Annotated in this window: 14 protein-coding genes; 8 read left to right on the forward strand and 6 right to left on the reverse strand. The window is 73.0% G+C overall.

The features are described from left to right. The first annotated feature begins 62 nt into the window (after positions 1 to 62). Together DEJ47_RS17005 and DEJ47_RS17010 are read left to right on the forward strand one after the other, a co-directional pair. Positions 63 to 2,636, forward strand: a complete 2,574-nt coding sequence (locus tag DEJ47_RS17005; protein WP_150169275.1) for a helicase-associated domain-containing protein — start codon at positions 63 to 65, stop codon at positions 2,634 to 2,636. Positions 2,637 to 2,983: 347 nt separating this feature from the next. Then, complete coding sequence (locus DEJ47_RS17010) at positions 2,984 to 5,053, forward strand: HelD family protein (protein WP_223828390.1); 2,070 nt, start codon at positions 2,984 to 2,986, stop codon at positions 5,051 to 5,053. 12 nt (positions 5,054 to 5,065) lie between these two features. On the opposite strand, the gene DEJ47_RS17015 is transcribed toward DEJ47_RS17010, so the two are convergent. From DEJ47_RS17015 to DEJ47_RS17025, 3 genes are all read right to left on the reverse strand, one after another. Continuing rightward, positions 5,066 to 5,653: a DUF2165 domain-containing protein gene (locus DEJ47_RS17015; protein ID WP_150169277.1), complete on the reverse strand. Its 588-nt coding sequence runs from the start codon at positions 5,651 to 5,653 to the stop codon at positions 5,066 to 5,068. 87 nt (positions 5,654 to 5,740) lie between these two features. Continuing rightward, positions 5,741 to 6,439 (reverse strand): copper homeostasis protein CutC, encoded by a 699-nt coding sequence (locus tag DEJ47_RS17020; RefSeq protein ID WP_150169279.1) that lies wholly within the window; start codon positions 6,437 to 6,439, stop codon positions 5,741 to 5,743. Between the two features lie 172 nt (positions 6,440 to 6,611). Beyond that, the gene (locus DEJ47_RS17025; protein ID WP_150169281.1) at positions 6,612 to 8,933 is read right to left on the reverse strand and encodes a heavy metal translocating P-type ATPase; all 2,322 of its coding nucleotides are present in this window, start codon (positions 8,931 to 8,933) and stop codon (positions 6,612 to 6,614) included. 173 nt (positions 8,934 to 9,106) lie between these two features. Here DEJ47_RS17025 and DEJ47_RS17030 point away from each other — a divergent pair, with 173 nt between their 5' ends. Continuing rightward, positions 9,107 to 10,039, forward strand: coding sequence for a hypothetical protein (locus DEJ47_RS17030; protein ID WP_150169283.1), 933 nt, complete (start codon positions 9,107 to 9,109; stop codon positions 10,037 to 10,039). A gap of 51 nt (positions 10,040 to 10,090) precedes the next feature. Here DEJ47_RS17030 and DEJ47_RS17035 read toward each other — a convergent pair whose 3' ends face one another. Beyond that, a complete protein-coding gene (locus DEJ47_RS17035; RefSeq protein ID WP_150169285.1) occupies positions 10,091 to 10,768 on the reverse strand; it encodes a maleylpyruvate isomerase family mycothiol-dependent enzyme in 678 nt (225 codons plus the stop codon). Positions 10,769 to 10,876: 108 nt separating this feature from the next. Here DEJ47_RS17035 and DEJ47_RS17040 point away from each other — a divergent pair, with 108 nt between their 5' ends. From DEJ47_RS17040 to DEJ47_RS17060, 5 genes are all read left to right on the forward strand, one after another. Next, a complete protein-coding gene (locus tag DEJ47_RS17040; protein WP_150169287.1) occupies positions 10,877 to 11,521 on the forward strand; it encodes a hypothetical protein in 645 nt (214 codons plus the stop codon). A 25-nt stretch (positions 11,522 to 11,546) separates the two neighbouring features. Next, positions 11,547 to 12,623 (forward strand): GNAT family N-acetyltransferase, encoded by a 1,077-nt coding sequence (locus DEJ47_RS17045; RefSeq protein ID WP_190415445.1) that lies wholly within the window; start codon positions 11,547 to 11,549, stop codon positions 12,621 to 12,623. 131 nt (positions 12,624 to 12,754) lie between these two features. After that, a complete protein-coding gene (locus DEJ47_RS17050; RefSeq protein ID WP_150175698.1) occupies positions 12,755 to 13,981 on the forward strand; it encodes a Cmx/CmrA family chloramphenicol efflux MFS transporter in 1,227 nt (408 codons plus the stop codon). A gap of 60 nt (positions 13,982 to 14,041) precedes the next feature. After that, complete coding sequence (locus DEJ47_RS17055; RefSeq protein ID WP_150169289.1) at positions 14,042 to 14,434, forward strand: hypothetical protein; 393 nt, start codon at positions 14,042 to 14,044, stop codon at positions 14,432 to 14,434. Positions 14,435 to 14,444: 10 nt separating this feature from the next. Beyond that, the gene (locus DEJ47_RS17060) at positions 14,445 to 19,172 is read left to right on the forward strand and encodes a caspase family protein (protein WP_150169291.1); all 4,728 of its coding nucleotides are present in this window, start codon (positions 14,445 to 14,447) and stop codon (positions 19,170 to 19,172) included. Here the strand turns inward: DEJ47_RS17060 and DEJ47_RS17065 are convergent. Both DEJ47_RS17065 and DEJ47_RS17070 read right to left on the reverse strand, forming a co-directional pair. Continuing rightward, the gene (locus DEJ47_RS17065) at positions 19,129 to 19,395 is read right to left on the reverse strand and encodes a DUF4031 domain-containing protein (protein WP_150169293.1); all 267 of its coding nucleotides are present in this window, start codon (positions 19,393 to 19,395) and stop codon (positions 19,129 to 19,131) included. The genes DEJ47_RS17060 and DEJ47_RS17065 overlap by 44 nt on opposite strands. Next, complete coding sequence (locus DEJ47_RS17070; RefSeq protein WP_150169295.1) at positions 19,392 to 19,748, reverse strand: hypothetical protein; 357 nt, start codon at positions 19,746 to 19,748, stop codon at positions 19,392 to 19,394. Before DEJ47_RS17070 ends, DEJ47_RS17065 begins: the two co-directional genes overlap by 4 nt. Positions 19,749 to 19,863 lie beyond the last annotated feature (115 nt).

The following is a 19,863-nucleotide window of genomic DNA, read 5'->3' on the forward strand; positions in this document are numbered from 1 at the left end:
GGACGGTCCCGCACGGGCGTCAGCACACCGGGGATCCGGCCCGACCCGCTACCGTGAACCGGATGAGCACCCAGCCGCAGCCCACGGACAGCGCGAGCGCCCCCGCACCGTCGCGTGGCGCGGACGCGCCCCGATCCCTCGCCGAAGCGCTCCGCTCGCGGGACGACGACGCGCTCGCCGGGCTGCTCCGGGCCAGGCCCGACCTCCTCAACCCCGTGCCGAACGACCTCACACAGCTCGCCACCCGCGCGGGCACCCGCGCCTCCGTGGTGCGTGCGCTGGAGCGGCTCGACCGGTTCGCGCAGCAGGTCGCCGAGGCGCTCGCCGTGGCGTCGGACCCCACCTCGTACGACGAAGTGCGCGGCCTGCTCGCGGGCGACGACGGGGACGCCGCCGTCGAGGCCGCCCTGCCGCGCGCCCTCGCCACCCTCCACGAGCAGGCGCTGGTGTGGGGACCCGACGACCGCCTGCGTCTGGTGCGCACCGCCCGCGAGCTCCTCGCCCCCGCCCCGCAGCACCCGTCCCCGACCGGTCTCGGCCCCACCGTCACCGAGGCCACCGCCGGGATGTCACCGACCCGTGTCCAGGACATCGTGACGGCCGCCGGGCTGCCCACCACCCACGACCCGGTGTCGGCCGTCCAGTCGCTGACCGCGCTGTTCACGGACCGTACGCGGATGTCGGCGCTGCTCGACGAGGCGCCCGCGGAATCCGTCGAGGTGCTGTCCCGCCTCGTGTGGGGCCCTCCTTACGGCCAGGTCACCGCCGACCCCGCACGCCACCTGCGCTGGCTCCTCGACCGCGGCCTGCTCCTGCCCACCGCACCCGGCACGGTCGTGCTGCCCCGCGAGGCGGCCCTGCACCTGCGCGCGGGCCGCGCCCACCGCACGCCGGAGCCGGTGCCGCCGCCCGTCGAGGCCGCCCGCGAATACCGTCCACAGGTTGTGGACGCGGCCGCCGCGGGACAGGCCTACACCGCCCTCGCCACCGTCGAGGAGCTCCTCAAGGACTGGGACGAGGGCGGGCCCGCGGTGCTGCGCGCGGGCGGTCTCAGCGTGCGCGACCTGAAGCGGACCGCGGTGGCGCTCGACACGTCCGAGCCGCTCGCCGCGTTCTGGGTCGAACTGGCCTACGCGGCGGGGCTGCTCGCCTCCGACGGCGAGGCCGACGAGCGGTACGCCGCGACGCCCGCGTACGACGCGTGGCAGGAGCTGCCCGCGGCCGAGCGCTGGTCGGCGCTGGCCACGGCCTGGCTCGCGGCCACGCGCACGGCGGGGCTCGTGGGGGGCCGCGACGGCAAGGACCGCACGCTCTCCGCGCTCGGCCCGCACCTGGACCGCTCGACGGCTCCCGAGGTACGACACCGGGTGCTCGCGCTCGCCGCCACGCTGCCGGAGGGCACGGCGCCCGCCCCCGAGTCCCTCCTGTCCCGCCTCCGCTGGGAGCGCCCCTCCGCCTCCCGCGGCAGCCGCCCCGCCACCCCGGACGGCGCCGCGAACCCGTCCGATCCCCCGCCCCCGCAGGACCTGCGCTCCCGCATCGCACAGTGGACGCTGAACGAGGCGGAGTTGCTGGGTGTCACGGGGAGGGGGGCGGTGTCCTCGCACGGGCGGGCACTGCTGTCCGGACACGATCACGGACACGGACCTGGTCATGGCTCCGACTCCGAGGGCACGGCAGCAGAGCAGAGCCTCGCCGCTGCGCGCGCCGCGCGGCTCCTCGCGCCCCTTCTTCCCGAGCCCCTCGACCACGTCCTGCTCCAGGCCGACCTCACCGCCGTGGCCCCCGGCCCGCTGGAGCGGCCGCTCGCCGACGCCCTCGCCGTCCTCGCCGACGTGGAGTCGAAGGGCGGCGCCACGGTCTACCGCTTCACGCCCGGTTCCGTACGCCGTGCGCTCGACGCCGGACAGTCCGCGTCCGACCTGCACGCGTTCCTGGCCGCGCACTCCCGCACCCCCGTCCCGCAGCCCCTCGCGTACCTCATCGACGACGTGGCGCGGAAACACGGCCACCTGAGGATCGGCGCCGCCTCCGCGTACGTCCGCTGCGACGACGAGGCCCTCCTCAACGAGATCCTCGCCGACAAGCGCGCCCAGAGCCTGCGGCTGCGCCGCCTCGCGCCCACCGTGCTCGCCGCCCAGGCGGACCCCGGCACGCTCCTCGACGGGCTGCGCGCGATGGGGTTCGCACCGGCGGCGGAGAGCGCGGAGGGCGACGTCCTGATCACCCGCGCCCACGCCCACCGCACGCCTCCCCGTACGGCCCCCGAGCCGGTGCCGGACGGGCCGCCGCTGCCCGGCGACACGCTCATCGGGGCGGCGGTGCGGGCGATCCGGGCGGGCGACCTGGCGTCGACGGCGCCGCGCAAGGAGGCGCCGACGTCCACGTCGCCGTCGGACGGCCGTCTTCCTCGGACGACGGCCGCGGAGACCCTCGCCACGATGCAGGCGGCGGTCCTCACGGGTGAGGCGCTCTGGATCGGCTACGTGAACGCGGAGGGGACGGCGAGCCAGCGGGTCATCGCCCCGGTTCGGGTCGAGGGCGGGTTCGTCACGGCGTACGACCACACGGCGGACGAGGTCCGCACGTATCCCTTGCACCGGGTGACGGGGGTGGCGGAGCTCGCGGACGACTGAGCGGTGTGGCTGACGCCGTCTTGGCGGTGCCGGCCCGCGGTCGACTGGGTGCGGGCCCGTCGTGGCCGGAAGAGAAGACGAGGCGGGCACGACGGTGCGGGCACGTCCGGCCGCGTCCGGAGGGTCCGGTAATTCGTTGGCCCCCGCAGCCGTCCCCCGCCTAGGATGCCCCCTTCCCGCCTCCCCCCGCGGAGCGCCGTCGGCCGGACGGAAACCGGTCGACCACCTCGTTCGAGCAGCGAGCAGCAGGCAGCGAGTTGCGAGCAGCAACCAGCAGGCAGCTGGTTGCGAGCAGCCGCAGAGCAGAGGGCCCGCTGACCCCACCGCAGAACCGCCGGAGGCACCCCGTGCACGCCCAGGAAGATGTCCACCCCGACCCCCTCTCCAGGGAACGCCGGCACCTCGCCGCGTCCCGCGCCGCCCTCCGCGCCATGCGCGAGGACGCCGAGGCCCTCGACATCCGTGATGTCACCGCGAACTGGGTGAACGCCGCCGTCCTGTCGCGGCAGCTCGACGAGCGGATCAAGTCCCTCGCCGATCTCGCCCACACCCCCCTGTTCTTCGGGCGGCTCGACTACCTGCACGCGCCCGGCGCCGAGCAGGCCGAAGGTGCCGAGGGGGAGCAGTTCTACATCGGTCGGCGGCACGTGCACGACGCCGACGGGGACCCGATGGTCATCGACTGGCGCGCCCCCGTCTCGCAGCCGTTCTACCGCGCCTCGAAGAAGGACCCGATGGACATCGCGCTGCGGCGCCGCTTCGGGTACACGGGCGGCGACCTCACCGCGTACGAGGACGAGCACCTCAGTGACCCGGACGAGGCCGAGCGGACCAGCGCGCTGCTCCAGCGGGAGATCGAGCGGCCTCGCGTCGGGCCGATGCGGGACATCGTCGCCACCATCCAGCCCGAGCAGGACGAGATCGTCCGGAGCGGGCTGAGCGGGAGTGTGTGCGTGCAGGGCGGGCCCGGGACCGGGAAGACCGCCGTCGGGCTGCACCGGGTCGCCTACCTGCTGTACGCCCACCGCGAGCGCCTCGCCCGCACGGGCACCCTCGTCATCGGGCCGAACGCGTCCTTCCTGCACTACATCGAGCAGGTGCTCCCCGCCCTCGGCGAGCTGGAGGTCAAGCAGGCCACCGTCGACGACCTCGTCGCGCACGTGGAGGTGCGCGGCACGGACGATCCCACGGCCGCCCTCGTCAAGGGCGACGCCCGCATGGCCGAGGTGCTGCGCAACGCCGTGCGCTCGCACGTCACCCTGCCCACCGAGCCCGTCGTGGTCGTGCGCGGTTCGCGCAGGTGGCGGATTCCCGCGTACGAACTGGAGGAGATCGTCCGGGAGTTGCTCGCGCGGGACATCCGGTACGGCGCCGCCCGCGACGCTCTGCCGCAGCGCATCGCGCACGCCGTGCTCGTCCGCATGGAGCAGGCGGGCGAGGCGCCGGACGACCGTGTGCAGGACGCCGTGGCCCGCAACGCGGCGGTGAAGGCGGCGGTGAAGGCGGTGTGGCCGGCCGTCGAGCCCGCGAAGCTCGTGCTGCGGCTGCTCTCCGACGCCGAGTTCCTCGCCGCGCACGCGGCGGGGGTGCTGAGCGAGGAGGAGCAGAAGGCGATTCTTTGGAGCAGGCCCGCGCGGAGCGTGAAGTCCGCCAAGTGGTCCGCCGCGGACGCCGTCCTCATCGACGAGGCCACCGACCTCGTCGCGCGCACCCACTCCCTCGGTCACGTGGTGCTCGACGAGGCGCAGGACCTGTCGCCCATGCAGTACCGCGCGGTGGGCCGCCGCTGCACGACCGGCTCGGCGACCGTCCTCGGCGACCTCGCCCAGGGCACCACCCCGTGGGCGACCCGGAGCTGGGACGAGGCGCTGGCGCACCTCGGCAAGGACGGCGCCGTGGTGGAGGAGCTGACGGCCGGTTTCCGCGTACCGCGCGAGGTCATCGCGTACGCCTCGCGGCTGCTGCCGGACATCGCGCCCGGTCTGACGGCGGTCGACTCGGTGCGTGAGGCGCCGGGGTCGCTCGCGGTGCGCCGGGTGGCGGCGGACGGGGGCGGCGCGGCTCTCGACGCCGGTTGTCTCGACGCCTGCGTCGAGTCGCTGCGGCAGGAGGGTTCCGTCGGCCTGATCGCCGCCGACGCCCGCGTTCCCGCCCTCGCCGACGCGCTGACCGCCGCCGGGATCACGTATCTCGACCCCGGTCGGGAGACGACGCCGGACACCCGCCTCACGCTCGTGCCCGCGTCCCTCGCGAAGGGTCTGGAGTACGACTACGTGGTGCTCGACGAGCCGTCGGCCGTCGTGGCCGGTGAACCCGACGAGCGCACGGGCCTGCGCCGTCTGTACGTGGCGCTGACCCGTGCCGTGTCGGGCCTGATCGTCGTCCACGCGGCCGATCTGCCGGAGCAGTTGACCTAAAGGTCTGCCGGTCTAGGGTCTGTCCTCCTTGCGGGCGCGGGCGTCCGCCCCGCCGTCCACCGCGCCGCCCGTCGCCGCCGGCAGGTGCGTGACGATGAGCACGATGCCCGCGAACGTGATCATGCGGATGGCCGCGTCGAGCCCGTTCCAGGCGTCCGACTGCCACATGGCGAACCATTCGCCGCCGATCCCGATGAAGCCGACTCCGAAGAGGAGCAGGATCATCAGCAGGCCTATGCTGCCGGTCAGCTGTGCCCTGCGCCGCTCCGCGGGGCGGCGCAGGGCCCGCGCCCACAGGACCGTCGCCGTGCCGAGGACCAGCGCGGCCAGGGTCTCCCAGGCGATGATCGCGACGTACGCCGCGTCCTGGAGCGCGGTGGACTCCACCGCGCGCCACTTCAGTCCGTTGTCCTTGAAGGTCGTGTCCATCGCGAGGACATGACGTACGAACTGCTGGTTGGTCTCGAAGTCGGTGATGTTCCCGAACGCGACGAGCGCGATGTAGAGCGCGATCGTTCCGGTGAGCAGTGTCGCGGCCACGGGCAGCGTTCCGGCGGCGAGCATCCGCTCCGCGGGACGCGTGTTCTCTGGTGTCGGCATGAAGTCCCCTCAGTGTCGACCCAGTTCTATCGCGTCCCGCGGTGGAACGATCAGGCGGGAAAGCGGAACGATCACGCGGGGGACCGGTCAGCCGTCGAGCGCGGCCCGCCACTGGGCGACGGCGGCGGCGGAGACGGGCGCCGACCAGCCGTCGGGGCGCGCGGCCCCGCCGATGTGGAACGCGTCGACACCGGCGGCCCGCAGCCGCGGCAGGTGGTCCAGGCGCAGGCCGCCGCCGATGAGGAGCTGCGGCTCGTACCCGGGTTCGCCGCGCCGGGCCGCCTCGGCGAGCAGGGTCGGCAGGCCGTCGTCGACGCCGTCGGCGGAGCCCGCGGTGAGGTAGGTGTCGAGGCCGGGCAGGTCGGCGAGCTGCTTGCGCACGGCGTCGCGGTCGGCGGCGCGGTCGATGGCCCGGTGGAAGGTCCAGCGGCAGCCGTCGAGGGCGTCCACCAGCGCTTCGACGGCGGTCATGTCGGCGCCGCCCGCCTCGTCGAGGAAGCCGAGCACGAACTCGTCGGCGCCCTCATCGCGCAGTTCGCGGGTGCGGCGCAGCAGTGCGTCGAGGTCGCGCTCGTCGCCCGCGGAGAATCCGTCGGTCAGCCTGAGCATGACGCGCAGCGAGATGTCGACGGCGGAGCGGATCGCGGCGAAGGTCCCGCGGGACGGGGTGAGGCCGTCCGCGGCCATGTCGGTCACCAGCTCGAGGCGGTCAGCTCCGCCGGCCTGGGCGGCGACGGCGTCCTCGGCGTCGAGGGCGATCACCTCCAGGACTGCACGCTTGCTCATGGATGTCTCTTCCTTCTGGTCGCGGTCCCGGTCACAGCCACACAGGTCGGCCGCACACGTCGGCCACATAGGTCTAGTCCAATTGACAGCCTACGCGCAGAACGCCCCGGCGCGAGCCGGGTCGCTCGCACCGGGGCGGGGGAAACGTGTGGAGAAATCGCGGGAAACCCTCTCAGGACAGCGGCTTGAATCCCCGCAGCCTCAAGCTGTTCCCGACCACGAAGACCGACGAGAACGCCATCGCCGCACCCGCGATCATCGGGTTCAGCAGCCCCGCGGCGGCCAGCGGCAGCGCACCGACGTTGTAGGCGAACGCCCAGAACAGGTTCGACCTGATCGTGCCGAGGGTGCGGCGCGAGAGCCTGATCGCGTCGGCCGCCGCCCGCAGGTCACCCCGTACGAGCGTCAGGTCGCCCGCCTCGATCGCCGCGTCCGTGCCCGTGCCCATCGCGAGCCCCAGGTCCGCCTGGGCCAGCGCGGCAGCGTCGTTGACGCCGTCGCCGACCATCGCCACGCTGCGCCCCTCCCCTTGCAGCCGCTTCACCACGTCGACCTTGTCCTGCGGCATGACCTCGGCGATCACGTCCCCGGGGGCGATGCCGACCTCCGCGGCGACCGACGCGGCGACCGCCTTGTTGTCGCCGGTGAGCAGGATCGGGGTGAGGCCGAGCGCGCGCAGCCGCCCGACGGCCTCGGCGCTGGTGTCCTTCACCGCGTCGGCGACCTCCAGGACCGCCCGCGCCTCGCCGTCCCAGGCGACCGCGATGGCCGTACGTCCCGCCGCCTCGGCCTCGGACTTGGCGCGCGCCAGCTCCGCGGGCAGCCGGATCTCCCACTCGGCGAGCAGCTGCTCGCGGCCGACGAGCACCGCGTGGCCCTCGACGACGCCCTGCACGCCGAGCCCGGCGACGTTCGCGAAGTCCTCGGGGGCGGGCAGCTCGCCCACCTCGGCGGCGGCACCGGCGGCGACGGCCTGGGCGATGGGGTGCTCCGAGGCGTGCTCCAGGGCGCCGGCCAGGCGCAGGACGTCGGAGGCGGGGGTGCCGGGGGCGGTGTGGGTGGCGAGGAGCGTCATCCTGCCGGTCGTCACGGTGCCGGTCTTGTCGAGGACGATCGTGTCGACCTTGCGGGTGGACTCCAGGACCTCCGGGCCCTTGATGAGGATGCCGAGCTGGGCGCCGCGCCCGGTGCCGACCATGAGGGCGGTCGGCGTGGCGAGGCCGAGGGCGCACGGGCAGGCGATGATCAGTACGGCGACCGCGGCGGTGAAGGCGGCGGTGAGTCCGGCCCCGTTGCCGAGCCAGAACCCGAGGGTGGCGAGCGCCAGGCCGATGACGACCGGCACGAACACCGCGGAGATCCGGTCGGCGAGACGCTGGGCGGCGGCCTTGCCGTTCTGCGCGTCCTCGACGAGCTTGGCCATGCGGGCGAGCTGCGTGTCGGCGCCGACGCGGATGGCCTCGACGACGAGCCGTCCGCCGACGTTGAGGGTGGCACCGGTGACCGAGTCGTCCACGCCCACTTCCACGGGCACGGACTCGCCGGTGAGCATGGAGACGTCCACGGCCGAGGTCCCCTCGACGACCCTGCCGTCCGTCGCGATCTTCTCGCCGGGCCGCACCAGGAACCGGTCGCCGGCCTTCAAGGCACTCACGGGGACGGTCTCTTCACGCCCGCCCTCCCGCAGCACGGTGACGTCCTTCGCCCCGAGCTGGAGCAACGCCTTGAGCGCGGCGCCGGCCTTCCGCTTCGACCTGGCCTCGAAGTAGCGCCCGGCGAGGATGAACGCGGTGACGCCGGCCGCTGCCTCCAGGTAGATGTTCCCGGCGCCGTCGCTCCGGGCGATGGTCAGCTCGAAGGGGTGCGTCATGCCGGGCGTGCCCGCGGTGCCGAGGAACAGGGCCCACAGGGACCAGAGGAACGCCGCCGACGTGCCGACGGAGATCAGTGTGTCCATCGTCGCCGCGCCGTGCCGCGCGTTGGTGAACGCCGCCTTGTGGAAGGGCCAGGCCGCGTACGTCACGACGGGTGCGGCGAGCGTGAGCGACAGCCACTGCCAGTACTCGAACTGCAGCGCGGGGGCCATCGCCATCGCGATGACCGGCACGGAGAGGAGGACGGCGGTGGTGAGCCGCTGGCGCAGGGGCCGCAGTGCGTCGTCGGCGGCGCGCTCGTCGCCGCCACCGTCGTCCCCGTCGCCGCCGCCCGCGTCGGCACGCACGGGGGCGGGTTCCTGTGCGGTGTAGCCGGTGGCCTCGACGGTGGCGATCAGGTCCCGCACGGAGACGTCGTCGCCGCGGTAGGTGACCTTGGCCTTCTCGGTGGCGTAGTTGACGGTCGCCTCGACACCGTCCATGCGGTTGAGCTTCTTCTCGATGCGGGCGGCGCAGGAGGCGCAGGTCATGCCACCGATGGCGAGTTCGACCTCTGCCGCGGAGGCGGCGGACGCGGCGGGCGCCGCCGCCTCGGCGGCGCCGGGGGTGGTGGTGGCCATGTCTGGGTCTCCTGTACGGGTGGGGACGCCGATACCCGGGACGGGTACCGCTGACGAGGTCCATGTATACCCCTGGGGGGTACCCAACGCAAGCGAGATCTCCGCTTGACTCGATACCCCCTAGGGGTATCGTCGAGTCATCGCACACCACCTCGAACCGCAGGGGAGCCGTCATGAACACCGGCCTGAAGATCACCGCCTTCGCCGCCGCCGTAGCCGCGACCTTCGGCACGGCGTACGGCGTGGGCACGGGCATCGACCCGGTCACGGACAAGGACAGGACACCGACGGCCCGGCACGGGGAACACGAGGACGAGCAGCCGGAGCCAGAGGGAACCAAGACGGCCGGACACACCCCCGGCGGCCTCCAGATCTCCGACCGCGGCTACACGCTCGAACTGGCGGAGACCCACCTCGTGGCGGACAAGAAGCAGTCGCTCCGCTTCACCGTCGTCGAGGACGCGACGGGCCGGAACGTGACCGCGTACACCAGGGAGCACGACAAGGAGCTGCACCTCATCGTCGCCTCACGCGACCTGACCACCTACCGCCACCTCCACCCGACGCGCGCGGCGGACGGCACCTGGTCGACCGATGTCCGCCTCCCCGAGGCCGGCGGCTACCGCGTCTTCGCCGACTTCCGTCCCGCGGGCGCGAAGGAGGGCCTGACGCTGGGCGCTGACCTCGGCGTGGCGGGACCGTACGAACCGCGGAACCTGCCCGCGCACAGCACCACCACGAAGGTCGACGGCTACGACGTCACGCTGAAGGGCGAGCTGAAGACGGGCGCGGGCGGCGACCTCACGCTGAGCGTGGCGAAGAACGGCAGGCCGGTGACCGACCTGCAGCCCTACCTGGGGGCGTACGGCCACCTGGTGGCGCTGCGCTCGGGCGACCTCGCCTACCTCCACGTCCACCCGAACGGCACACCCGGCGACGGGAAGACGGAGGCGGGCCCCGGCATCTCGTTCGGCACGGCGGCACCGAGCAAGGGCGCGTACCGCCTGTTCCTGGACTTCAAGCACGGGGGCAAGGTCCGTACGGCGGCGTTCACGGTGTACGCGGGCGGGGCGGCGGAGAAGGGGGGCGGCGGGCACCAGCACTGACGGCCGAGCCGACGACCGTATGACACCGCCCCCGGTACACGCTCGCTTCCCCTAGCCGAACAGCGACAGCTCCTTCTCCGTGGCGCCCGCCAGCTCGTACCGCGTACCGGCCAGCGGGCGGCCCGCGCACAGCCGGATCAGCGTCGGGGCGTCCCCGATGTAGCGGGCGGGCGGACGCCTGCCGTCCGCGACGCCCAGGGTCAGCGGCTCGTCCCTGCCGTCGAGGTCCGCGTGGAGCGGCAGCGGCGACGCGGCATGCGCCGACCTGCTGAACTGTTCGAGCAGCGCCAGTGCGTCGTCGAGCCCGTCACCTCCGTACGCGCCCGGCTTCCCCCACGCCTCGCGCACGTCACCCGCGTGCACCCACTCACCCAGCGCGACACCGTCCAGGTACCCCTTCGCGGCGGCGAGGACGGGCCCGGCCTCCGTCATGGCGTGCTCCAGTTCGTCCACGACGCGGGAGTGGGACCAGTCGGTGCGCTCGGCGATGTCGCGTTCGTTGCACTCGGGCGAGAACACGCCCTCCTCGAAACGGCCCTCCACGACGCGCATCAGCGCGGAGCCGCAGTGCGCGACGACGTGCCGGACGGTCCAGCCAGGGCAGCAGGTGCGGATGGCGTACGCGTCGTCGGGAGCGGCCCGCAACAGCGGTACGAGGGCATCGCGTTCGGAGCGCAGGAGGCGTCCCGCGCGCTCGGGGTCGTATGTCTTCTCGTCGATGGCGGTCATGGCGGCAGCCAACCGCGTACGGGCGCGCATGGCAACGGCGGAACGGTTCGGCCATGCGGCGCGACGGCGGCGCGGCCCGGTCCGGGCCCCCGGGCTAGGGTCGGCTGCATGGCCGACGACAAGGACCTCCACGCCCGCTGGGCCACGACTCTGCTCCGCGCGAGCGGAGGCGCGTCCGGCGCCGACCCCGCCCCCTACGCGGAGCGCCTCCTCGCCCGCTGGGCCGAGCCGCAGCGCCGCTACCACACCACCGACCATCTGGCGGCGGTCCTGGACCACATCGACGTGCTGGAAGAGCACGCCGAGAACCCCGAACTCGTGCGCCTGGCAGCGTGGTTCCACGACGCGGTGTACGCGCCCGACCGCTCCGAGAACGAGGAGCGGTCCGCCCGCCTCGCCGAACGCGCGCTGTCCGAGGCGGGCCTGACGGAGGAAAGGACGGCGGAGGTCGCCCGTCTGGTCCGGCTCACGGTCACGCACGACCCGGCCGAGGGCGACACCAACGGCGAGACGCTGTGCGACGCCGACCTGGCGATCCTCGCGGCACCCGCGGACACATACGCGGCGTACGCGGCGGCGGTCCGCGAGGAGTACGCGTTCGTGCCGGACGAGGCGTTCCGGCAGGGCAGGGCGGAGGTCCTGCGGCAGCTCATGGCGCTGCCCCGCCTGTTCCGTACCCCGTACGGGGCGTCGAACTGGGAGAGCCCCGCACGAGACAACCTGGCGACGGAACTAAAACTCCTGTCGCCCTGACCACCCCGTACGTACGCTCTCCCCCATGGTGCACATGGGTGGGGACCAGATCGACGCGGCCGTCGCGCACGCGACCGCGGTGCTGCGCGCGGTGGCGGACCGCGACTGGGACGCGAAGACGGACGGGGGCGACTGGAGCGGCCTCAAGACGTCCGAACACATCGCCGGCGTCCTCACCGCGTACGCGTGCCAGCTGACGGGCCGCGCCACCGACGGCTGGGTGCCGCTCGACACCGCCCTCGACGAGGGCACGGGCCCCGAGGGGGCGATCCACGCGATCGAGGCCGCCGGCGGGCTGCTGTCCGCCGTGGTCCGTACGACACCGCGCGGTGTCCGCGCCCACCACTCCTACCCGTCGGGCGGCGCGGACGCGTCGGGCTTCGCAGCGATGGGCGTGACGGAGCTCCTGCTCCACACGTACGACATCGCTCACGCGCTGGACGTGGACCCGGAGCCGCCCGCCGTCCTCGCCGAGGCGGTCCTGTCCCACCTCTTCCCGCACGTCCCGCCGACGCCCGCGGACGGCACACCCTGGACGACCCTGCTGTGGGCCACGGGCCGCGGCGACCTGCCGGGCCGTGCCCGCGTCACGCGGTGGCGCTGGCACAACCCGCACGCGCTCCCCGCGGGCGAGCTCTCCCTCCGCGAGGTCACCCCCGCGGCGGCGGCGGACCTCGCCGAGGGCGGCACGGGCGGACTCGCGTGGCTCGGCGGCGCGCCCTTCGGGGGCACGCGGGCGGCAGCGGGCCAGCTGTTCAAGGCGTACGTCGCCGGGGTGCACCGGCCCGGGTGGGGCCTGTACGCACTGGTGCGCGCCGCGGACGAGGTGGCCGTCGGCGGCATGGGCTTCCACGGGCCGCCGGACGACGACGGGTGCGTGGAGGTCGGCTACGACCTGGTGGAGCAGGCACGCGGCAACGGTTACGCGACGACGGCCCTCCGCGCGCTCACCGCCTGGGCCCTGACGCACCCCGAGGTCACCTCCCTGCTCGCCCTCACGACCCCCGAGAACGTGCCGTCGCAGAAGGTGGCGACATCCGCGGGCTACACACGCCTCCCGGACCGCGCGCCGCACTACGCGTTCGGCCTCCGGCGTCCGTAGCCCCGGCGGGACAGGCCCCCCCCGGGGGGGGTGAAGCCACCGGGGGAATGACAGCAACCACTGCCACGTTCACTCCTGTTATGCCGAACTCCGTCCCCCCACCACCCAAGCCCGGCGCCCAGGCCACCCGCATGCCCGTCGCCGTCTACATGCTCGGCCTCGCCGTCTTCGCACTCGGCACCAGCGAGTTCATGCTCTCCGGCCTTCTCCCGCCCATCGCCGACGACATGAACGTCTCCATCCCCCGCGCCGGCCTCCTCATCTCCGCCTTCGCCATCGGCATGGTCATCGGCGCGCCCCTCCTCGCCGTGGCGACCCTGCGCCTCCCACGCCGCACCACGCTCATCACCCTCATCACGGTCTTCGGCCTGGGCCAGGTGGCAGGCGCCTTGGCTCCCACGTACGAGATCCTCTTCGCGTCCCGAGTCATCAGCGCCCTCGCCTGCGCGGGCTTCTGGGCGGTCGGCGCGGCCGTCGCCATCGCGATGGTCGACTTCAACCAGCGGGCCCGCGCCATGGCGGTCATGATCGGCGGCCTGTCCATCGCGAACGTGCTCGGCGTCCCCGCGGGCGCGTTCCTCGGCGAGAACCTCGGCTGGCGCTCCGCGTTCTGGGCGGTCGGTGCCGCGTCCGCCGTCGCACTCGTCGGTGTCCTCACCCTCATCCCCCGTATCCCGCTCCCCGCCGAGAAACCCCAGCTGAAGAAGGAACTGTCGATCTACACGGACCGCCAGGTCTGGCTGTCGATCGCCATCACCGCCCTCGCCGCGGGCGGCGTCTTCTGCGCGTTCTCGTACCTTTCCCCGCTCCTCACGGACGTGTCGGGACTCTCCGAGAGCTGGGTGCCTTCGGTCCTCGGCCTCTTCGGCGTCGGCGCGCTGGTCGGCACGACGATCGGCGGCCGCGTGGCGGACGCCCACCTCTTCGGCGTCCTCCTGACCGGCATCGCCGCGTCCACGGTGTTCCTGATCTCCCTGGCCCTGTTCGCCGCGACCCCCGCCGCCGCGATCACCCTCTCCTTCCTCCTCGGCGTCTCCGCGTTCTACACGGCCCCGGCGCTCAACGCCCGCATGTTCAACGTCGCGGGCGCCGCCCCCACCCTGGCGGGCGCGACCACGACGGCGGCCTTCAACCTCGGCAACACGGGCGGCCCCTGGCTGGGCGGCACGGTGATCGACCTGAAGCTCGGCTACGAGGCGACGGCGTGGGCGGGAGCGGCGATGACGGCGACGGCGATCGCGGCGGTGGCGGTGTCCTTGCGCCTGCACCGGAAATCCCCGAGCCGCGTGATCACGACCTCCTCCGTACCGTCCCCCGGCCCCGTCGAGGATGTCACCAAAAGCCCCTCCTGGAACTAAAGTTGACGGACCCCGGCGATCAGGTCGGTCCCGGGGTTCACTGACCAGGGGTGGGGCAGCATGACGACCGCGAACGACGACGCGACGGACCGGATCGAGGCCCGGACCGAGGGCCGCATCGAGGGCCGGTCGCTGGCCTTCTGGGTCGAGGCGACCGCCGAGGACACGGACCTCGAAGGCCCCGGCGCCGACTCCAAGGGCCTCTTCAGCCGGGACGGCGACGCGGTCCTGCGCTCCGTCCCCCTCGGCCCGCTCCGCAAGAACCTCGCCGAGACGGTCGACGCGCTGCAGCAGGTCTTCAAAGAGGTCGCGGACCGGGACGACACGCTCGCCTTCGCGGAGGCACAGCTGTCGTTCCAGGTCACCGCGAGCGGCTCCATCCAGCTCATCGGCACCGGGCAGGTGCAGGGGACCAGGGGCCTGACCCTGACGTTCAAGCGCCCGACGGCCTGAGCGCGCGACGGTGGCGCACAAGGCCCTGCTGATCGGGGCGAGCGACTACGACGAGCCGCTCCTGGACAGCCTGCCGTTCATCCAGGACGACCTGGCGCGGCTGCGGGACATCCTCACCGACCGCGGCTTCCGCTCGGCGGAGATCGTCGACAGCAAGCGGGGAATCATCCCCAGCGTCATCCACACCCAGGCCCGCGCGTTCCTGCGGGACGCGCGGCCGGACGACACGCTGTGGATCCTGCTCAGCGGGCACGGCTTCCACTTCGAGGGCCAGGACTACCTCGTCCCCGAGGACGCGACCTACGCCGTTGATCCGTTCTCCGACGCGTGCGTCGAGATCGACTGGCGCCGGGAGCTGGAGGAGTCCCCCGCGAGCCACGTCGTCTTCCTCATCGACGCCTGCCGTGAGGGCGTCCAACGAGACGCCAAGGCGGGCCCGCCCGGCATGCGGAGCTGGACCCGTCGGGCGGTCGCCGCGTCGCTGCGCCGCAAGGTGGCGTACGTCTACGGATGCTCGGCGTCGCAACAGTCGCTGTTCGTACGCGAGTCGGACAGAGCGGCGCCCGGCTCCGACGCCGGCATCGCGCCCGGCGAGTCCTTCAGCCTCTTCACGCGGGCCGTCGGCGACGCGATCGAGAAGAACCCGCACGCGATGCGGCTGCAGGAGTTCTTCCAGGAGGTCCAGACCCGCGTCACTGCCCTGCACCGTGCCTACAAAAGCCCGGACCGCGCCCCGCAGCAAATCAGGGTGGTCTCCGAACTGCCCCCAGGAGAACAGGACTTCCTCCTCCTCCCCGGCCCCGACCGGCACACCGAGGCCCACCCGTGGATCCGCTCGACCGCCCAGCACCCCGTGTGGCAGCGCACGCGCCCCGGCCCGGCCCGGGACACCCTGCACGAGCTCTGCGGCACCCTTGCGACGGGTCTCGCCGCCGCGTACGAGAAGGCGGCGGCCGCGCTCCACGCCGACCCGTGGCACGACTCCGAACTGGCCCTGCGCACCCACGACAGGCTCGGCTTCCTGACGCACCGGCTCGCGAACGACGTGGAACTGTCCCCGTCCGAGGCCGCGCTCGCCGTCCTCCTCCCCCTGGTCGAGCAGACCTTCTGGGCACAGGAGGCGGAGCGCCGCCGCAACGTCCTGTCCGACGACACGCAGGGCCCGGCCCCGGACCGGGACCGCTTCCGCAAGTTCGCCCAGGGCTTCCCGCGGATCAAACGCAGGCTGCGCGCCCTGGAGCAGGCCAAGGTGACGGACGGATCGGTGGAGCGGATCCGCTGGTGGCTGTACCACCGCTGGCTGATCCAGCAGCCGGAGGTGTACGCGGTGGAGTCCCTGAAGCTGCTGATCGGCGGCCCGGCGAACGCGTCCGAACACCCGCGCTGGGTGACCGACTCCCTCTCCGAGAAGCGCCTGATGCGCTTCCTCCAGGAGCACCGCGCCGCCCCCTTCGCCACCTCGCGGGGTGACGCCCTGCACGACCGCGACACGGTCGCCGCGAGCGCGCCCGACGAACACGAGGTGCGCGAGCCGCTGGTCGCGGCGCTCACGAAGGCGGCGTACGCGATGGCGGTGGCCCCCGTCGACCTCCCCGAGATCGTCGTGGAACACCTGGGCATCTCGGACAGCGTGGACCTGGACGAACTCCGCGCCACGGTCCGGGGCTCGGACTGGCGCACGTCGGGCACGGGCCGCTCCCTCAACGCGGTGTGCGGCCACCCGGCGGTGCAGATCGCCCTGCGCGAGCACGCGTCGCGCGTGGACGGCCTGCTCCGTGACATCAACAAGGCGAACAATCCGACGCTCGCGCCCCTCTCGACGCTGCCGCCCTACGCGGACGGCTCCCGCGTCCGCCTCGGCGGCAACACACCGGAACAGCTCTCGGACGGCATCCGCTTCCAGCTGGCGGAGGACCGGGTCCAGGAACTCCTGATGGGCGAAGCTCTCTACGGGGCACGTGATCTGGCCGTCCGCGAGGTCTACCAGAACGCGCTGGACGCGGTGCGGTACGCCGACCGCCGCAGGGAGTACCTGCGGCGCACCGGCCGTCCGACCGCGCCCTGGGAGGGGCGGATCGAATTCGTCCAGGGCGTGGGGGACGACGGCCGCCCCTACCTGGAGTGTCGCGACAACGGCATCGGCATGAGCGTACGAGAACTCCGCGACGTCTTCTCCCAGGGCGGCGCCCGCTTCGTGGACCTGCCCGAGTACATCGAGGAGCAGGCGGCCTGGGCGGAACTGCCCGGTCCGAAGATCGAGTTGCACCCCAACTCCCGTTTCGGCATCGGGGTCCTGAGCTATTTCATGCTGGCCGACGAAATCGTCGTACGAACCTGCCGCCTGGGCAAGGACGGCCGCCCCGGACGGCTGCTCCAGGTGTCGATCGCGGGCCCGGGAAACCTCTTCCGGGTCGAGGACCTCGGCCCCGGGGACGCATGCGGTACGACAGTGCGCCTGCTGCTCACCCGGCACAGGTCACCGGTCTCCTGTGTGGACGTGCTGCAGGAGGTGCTCTGGGTGGCCCCGTACCGCACGACGGCCGAACACGGCGCGCGCAGTCACGAGTGGTCGCCTGGAGAGCCGTCGCTCACGGGGATGGAGCTGGTCCAGGCCTCGTCGGCGCAGAGCATCCCGGTGAGCCTGCGCAGCACCACGATCCAGGCATCGTCCGACCCCGATCTGTGGTGGGTCGACGGCAAGGGCTGGCTGCTGGCGGACGGCCTGTGGGCCTCGACGCGCAACATGGGTGACCTCCATGGGTTTGTACTCAACCTGTACGGCGACCAGCAACCCGAGCTGAGCGTCAGCCGCTCGAACATCCAGGACTTCGACTGGGATCACGTCAAAGGACGGATCGCCGCGGCCGCTCCCAGTCTCTTCACCACCCAGGACCACCTGGCGACGGTGTCCTGGCTCACTCGGTTGTCCGAGGTGTCCGTCGCGCTGGCCGACTGCGTCGCCGCCCAGGCACGCGACGCGGATGTTCCGTGGGACATGGGTCACGAGACCGTACTGCCGTACAGGAAGGTCGGCTTCTTCCTTCCCGACATGGCCCTACTGCCCCTGGTCACCGGCGCTTTCCCAGAGGAGGGCACCTCGCAGGGGGCGTCGTACCTCTGCAACATCCCGTCAGCCGTCCTGCGCTGGCGTCTGTCGGCGATGTACCGGGCAGGGCTCGGTGACACGCCGCTCGCCGCCGGGATGCCCGCTGCCGCGGATCCGTGCGCCCTCCCTTCCGACCTGGCCCTGCTGAGCAGGCACGGCCGGTTTACGCGCTGGGACAGGGACTACGCCACCTGGCAGCACGGCACGGGCTGGGGCGGGACACAGCCGTCGCAGAGCCTGTTCCAGTCCGGCGCCCCCAGCCTCCGGGTGCTGTTTCCCTGGCGGGAACCGGACCGGCCGCTCACGGCCGCGGAAGTCTTCAACCGCGTCGCGCACTGTGAGCGGCCCGCCGCGGACATCGTCGCCCGCCTGACCGCACTCGGCTACTCCGTCGAGTCCCTGGGCGGGTGCTCGGCCGTCCGTCCGGAGGACCTCAGCCTGCTGTCCGCCCCCGTCGGCAGGTGGCTGGCGCCCGGAGCGACGCTCACCGCCGCTCAGGTCTGTCTCAGCGCGCTGCAGGCCGACTGCCCGACGCCGCAGGCCGCGGAGCGGCTGCGGGAGCTGGGCTTCACCGTGCCGTCGGAGGTCCCCGTCCGCGAGTCCTGGACCGACGAGGACACGGTCATTCTCGGCAATCTGCGGTCGTCTGGCCTCAGCGCTCTGGCCTCCGGCGTGGCGTCCCAGCTGACGCCCGCCCAACTGACCATCGTGGCCTACGAGTCGGGCCACCCCATCCAGCAGGTCGCCGAAGTGCTTGTCGGGCTCGGCTTCACCGTCGAGGCTCCGCAGACCGAGTTGTCCGACGACGACCGGTCGATCATGAGCTACGAAGGAGTTCAGCCCGACCCGAACGAGCCGGTGCCCTGGGCCTACGTGGTGGCCGCGGCCCGGCGAATCGGGTCTGTCACCGCCGTGGCGGAACGGCTGCGGGCACTGGGCTTCGACGTCTCGCCCCCACGGCCGGGCGATGAGCGGCTCTGCAAGAAGGACCTCGAATTCCTCGGCCACCTGGTGTGCCATGTCCCGGAGAGCGCACCCCTGTCGCTGATGGACGTCGCAGACACAGCACAGGAGGCCGGTGTCCCACTCGTCGAAGCGGCGGCCCGCCTCACCTCCCTCGGGTACGCGTGCTCGGTCGATACGGCCACGCTCGCCGCGATGAGGCCCCAAGACGTCTATGTCGTGCGCTTCGGGTCCGGCGTGCCCGATCCAGAGCGGCAGGGCACCGTTTCCCTGCCCGACCAGTACGCCGCCGCCCTGCACACCGGCCAGTACGGCCCGGACGTCGACGACATGACACGGACCCTGCGCGGCCTCGGCTACGAGCTCGCCCCCGTCACACCGGAGTGGAACCGGGCCCGCACCGTGGAATGGGACCTGACCCGCGCCCTCGAAAGTGAGACCCCGGACCTCACCCTCGGGGACTGGGACCACCCACCGCTCTCCCTCACCACCCTCGTGACCGTGGCCGCCCGCCTCTCCCTCCCCTTCCACGAGGTCGCCCGCAAGGCCACCGACCTGGGCCTGCGCCACGAGGCGGAAGGCTGGTTCGCCCCGGACCCGGCGGAACCGGGGAACCCCCCGGCCCCTACACCGCCCGCCCCTTGGGCCTCCGCAACCCCGCCCCCGTAAGCCTCCGCACCAGCTCCTTCGAGCCGATCTCCACCGCGCCCGCCCGCACCGCGTCCGCGTACCGTTCCGCGGGGACGTCATAGTGGTCCCGTTCGAAGGCGCGTCGCGGGCAGCCCACCGACGCCGCGAACGCGTGCAGCTCCTCGAAGGAGACGTCGCTGACCAGGTGGGACCACATGCGGCCGTGGCCCGGCCACGTGGGCGGGTCTATGTAGACGGTCACGTCAGGCCACCGACCGGTGCCACGACCACGCCCGCCTTGCCGCACACCCAATGCGGGTCGGGACCGAGTTCCGGTTCCACGTCCAGCGCGTGCGGGTCGCCCGAGCCGCAGACCGGGCACAGCGGCCACCTCCCGTACCGCTCCAGGAGCGCGTCCTGGACGTCCTGGGCGACGAGACCGGCGACGTATTCGATGCCCTCCGGCCACTGCTCGACCCACCAGCGGCGGTGCGCCACCGATTCCTCGACGAGCGAGACGACCTCGGCCTGGGCGACCTCGCGGGCCACCAGGTCGGCGAGGACAAGGGCGCGAGCGGCGTGCAACGCCTGCTCCAGGGGGTCGATCGTGTCCATGCAGCCATTGTCGCCCCGTACGCGACAACCGCGAAAAGGAGCCGGAGCTGCGGGCCGGAGGCCGTTGGTCCCGGCCGAGATCGGGACCAACGGGGTATTGACCGGCCACCAGTCC

It is taken from the genome of Streptomyces venezuelae (assembly GCF_008642355.1).
Classification (GTDB): Bacteria; Actinomycetota; Actinomycetes; order Streptomycetales; family Streptomycetaceae; genus Streptomyces; species Streptomyces venezuelae_B.

Excerpts from the sequence above, each read along its gene's own strand:
- DEJ47_RS17005 (WP_150169275.1), top strand. The coding sequence starts at position 63 with ATGAGCACCCAGCCGCAGCCCACGGACAGCGCGAGCGCCCCCGCACCG.
- DEJ47_RS17015 (WP_150169277.1), bottom strand. The coding sequence starts at position 5,653 with ATGCCGACACCAGAGAACACGCGTCCCGCGGAGCGGATGCTCGCCGCC.
- DEJ47_RS17020 (WP_150169279.1), bottom strand. The coding sequence starts at position 6,439 with ATGAGCAAGCGTGCAGTCCTGGAGGTGATCGCCCTCGACGCCGAGGAC.
- DEJ47_RS17025 (WP_150169281.1), bottom strand. The coding sequence starts at position 8,933 with ATGGCCACCACCACCCCCGGCGCCGCCGAGGCGGCGGCGCCCGCCGCG.
- DEJ47_RS17030 (WP_150169283.1), top strand. The coding sequence starts at position 9,107 with ATGAACACCGGCCTGAAGATCACCGCCTTCGCCGCCGCCGTAGCCGCG.
- DEJ47_RS17035 (WP_150169285.1), bottom strand. The coding sequence starts at position 10,768 with ATGACCGCCATCGACGAGAAGACATACGACCCCGAGCGCGCGGGACGC.
- DEJ47_RS17040 (WP_150169287.1), top strand. The coding sequence starts at position 10,877 with ATGGCCGACGACAAGGACCTCCACGCCCGCTGGGCCACGACTCTGCTC.
- DEJ47_RS17045 (WP_190415445.1), top strand. The coding sequence starts at position 11,547 with ATGGTGCACATGGGTGGGGACCAGATCGACGCGGCCGTCGCGCACGCG.
- DEJ47_RS17050 (WP_150175698.1), top strand. The coding sequence starts at position 12,755 with ATGCCCGTCGCCGTCTACATGCTCGGCCTCGCCGTCTTCGCACTCGGC.
- DEJ47_RS17055 (WP_150169289.1), top strand. The coding sequence starts at position 14,042 with ATGACGACCGCGAACGACGACGCGACGGACCGGATCGAGGCCCGGACC.
- DEJ47_RS17070 (WP_150169295.1), bottom strand. The coding sequence starts at position 19,748 with ATGGACACGATCGACCCCCTGGAGCAGGCGTTGCACGCCGCTCGCGCC.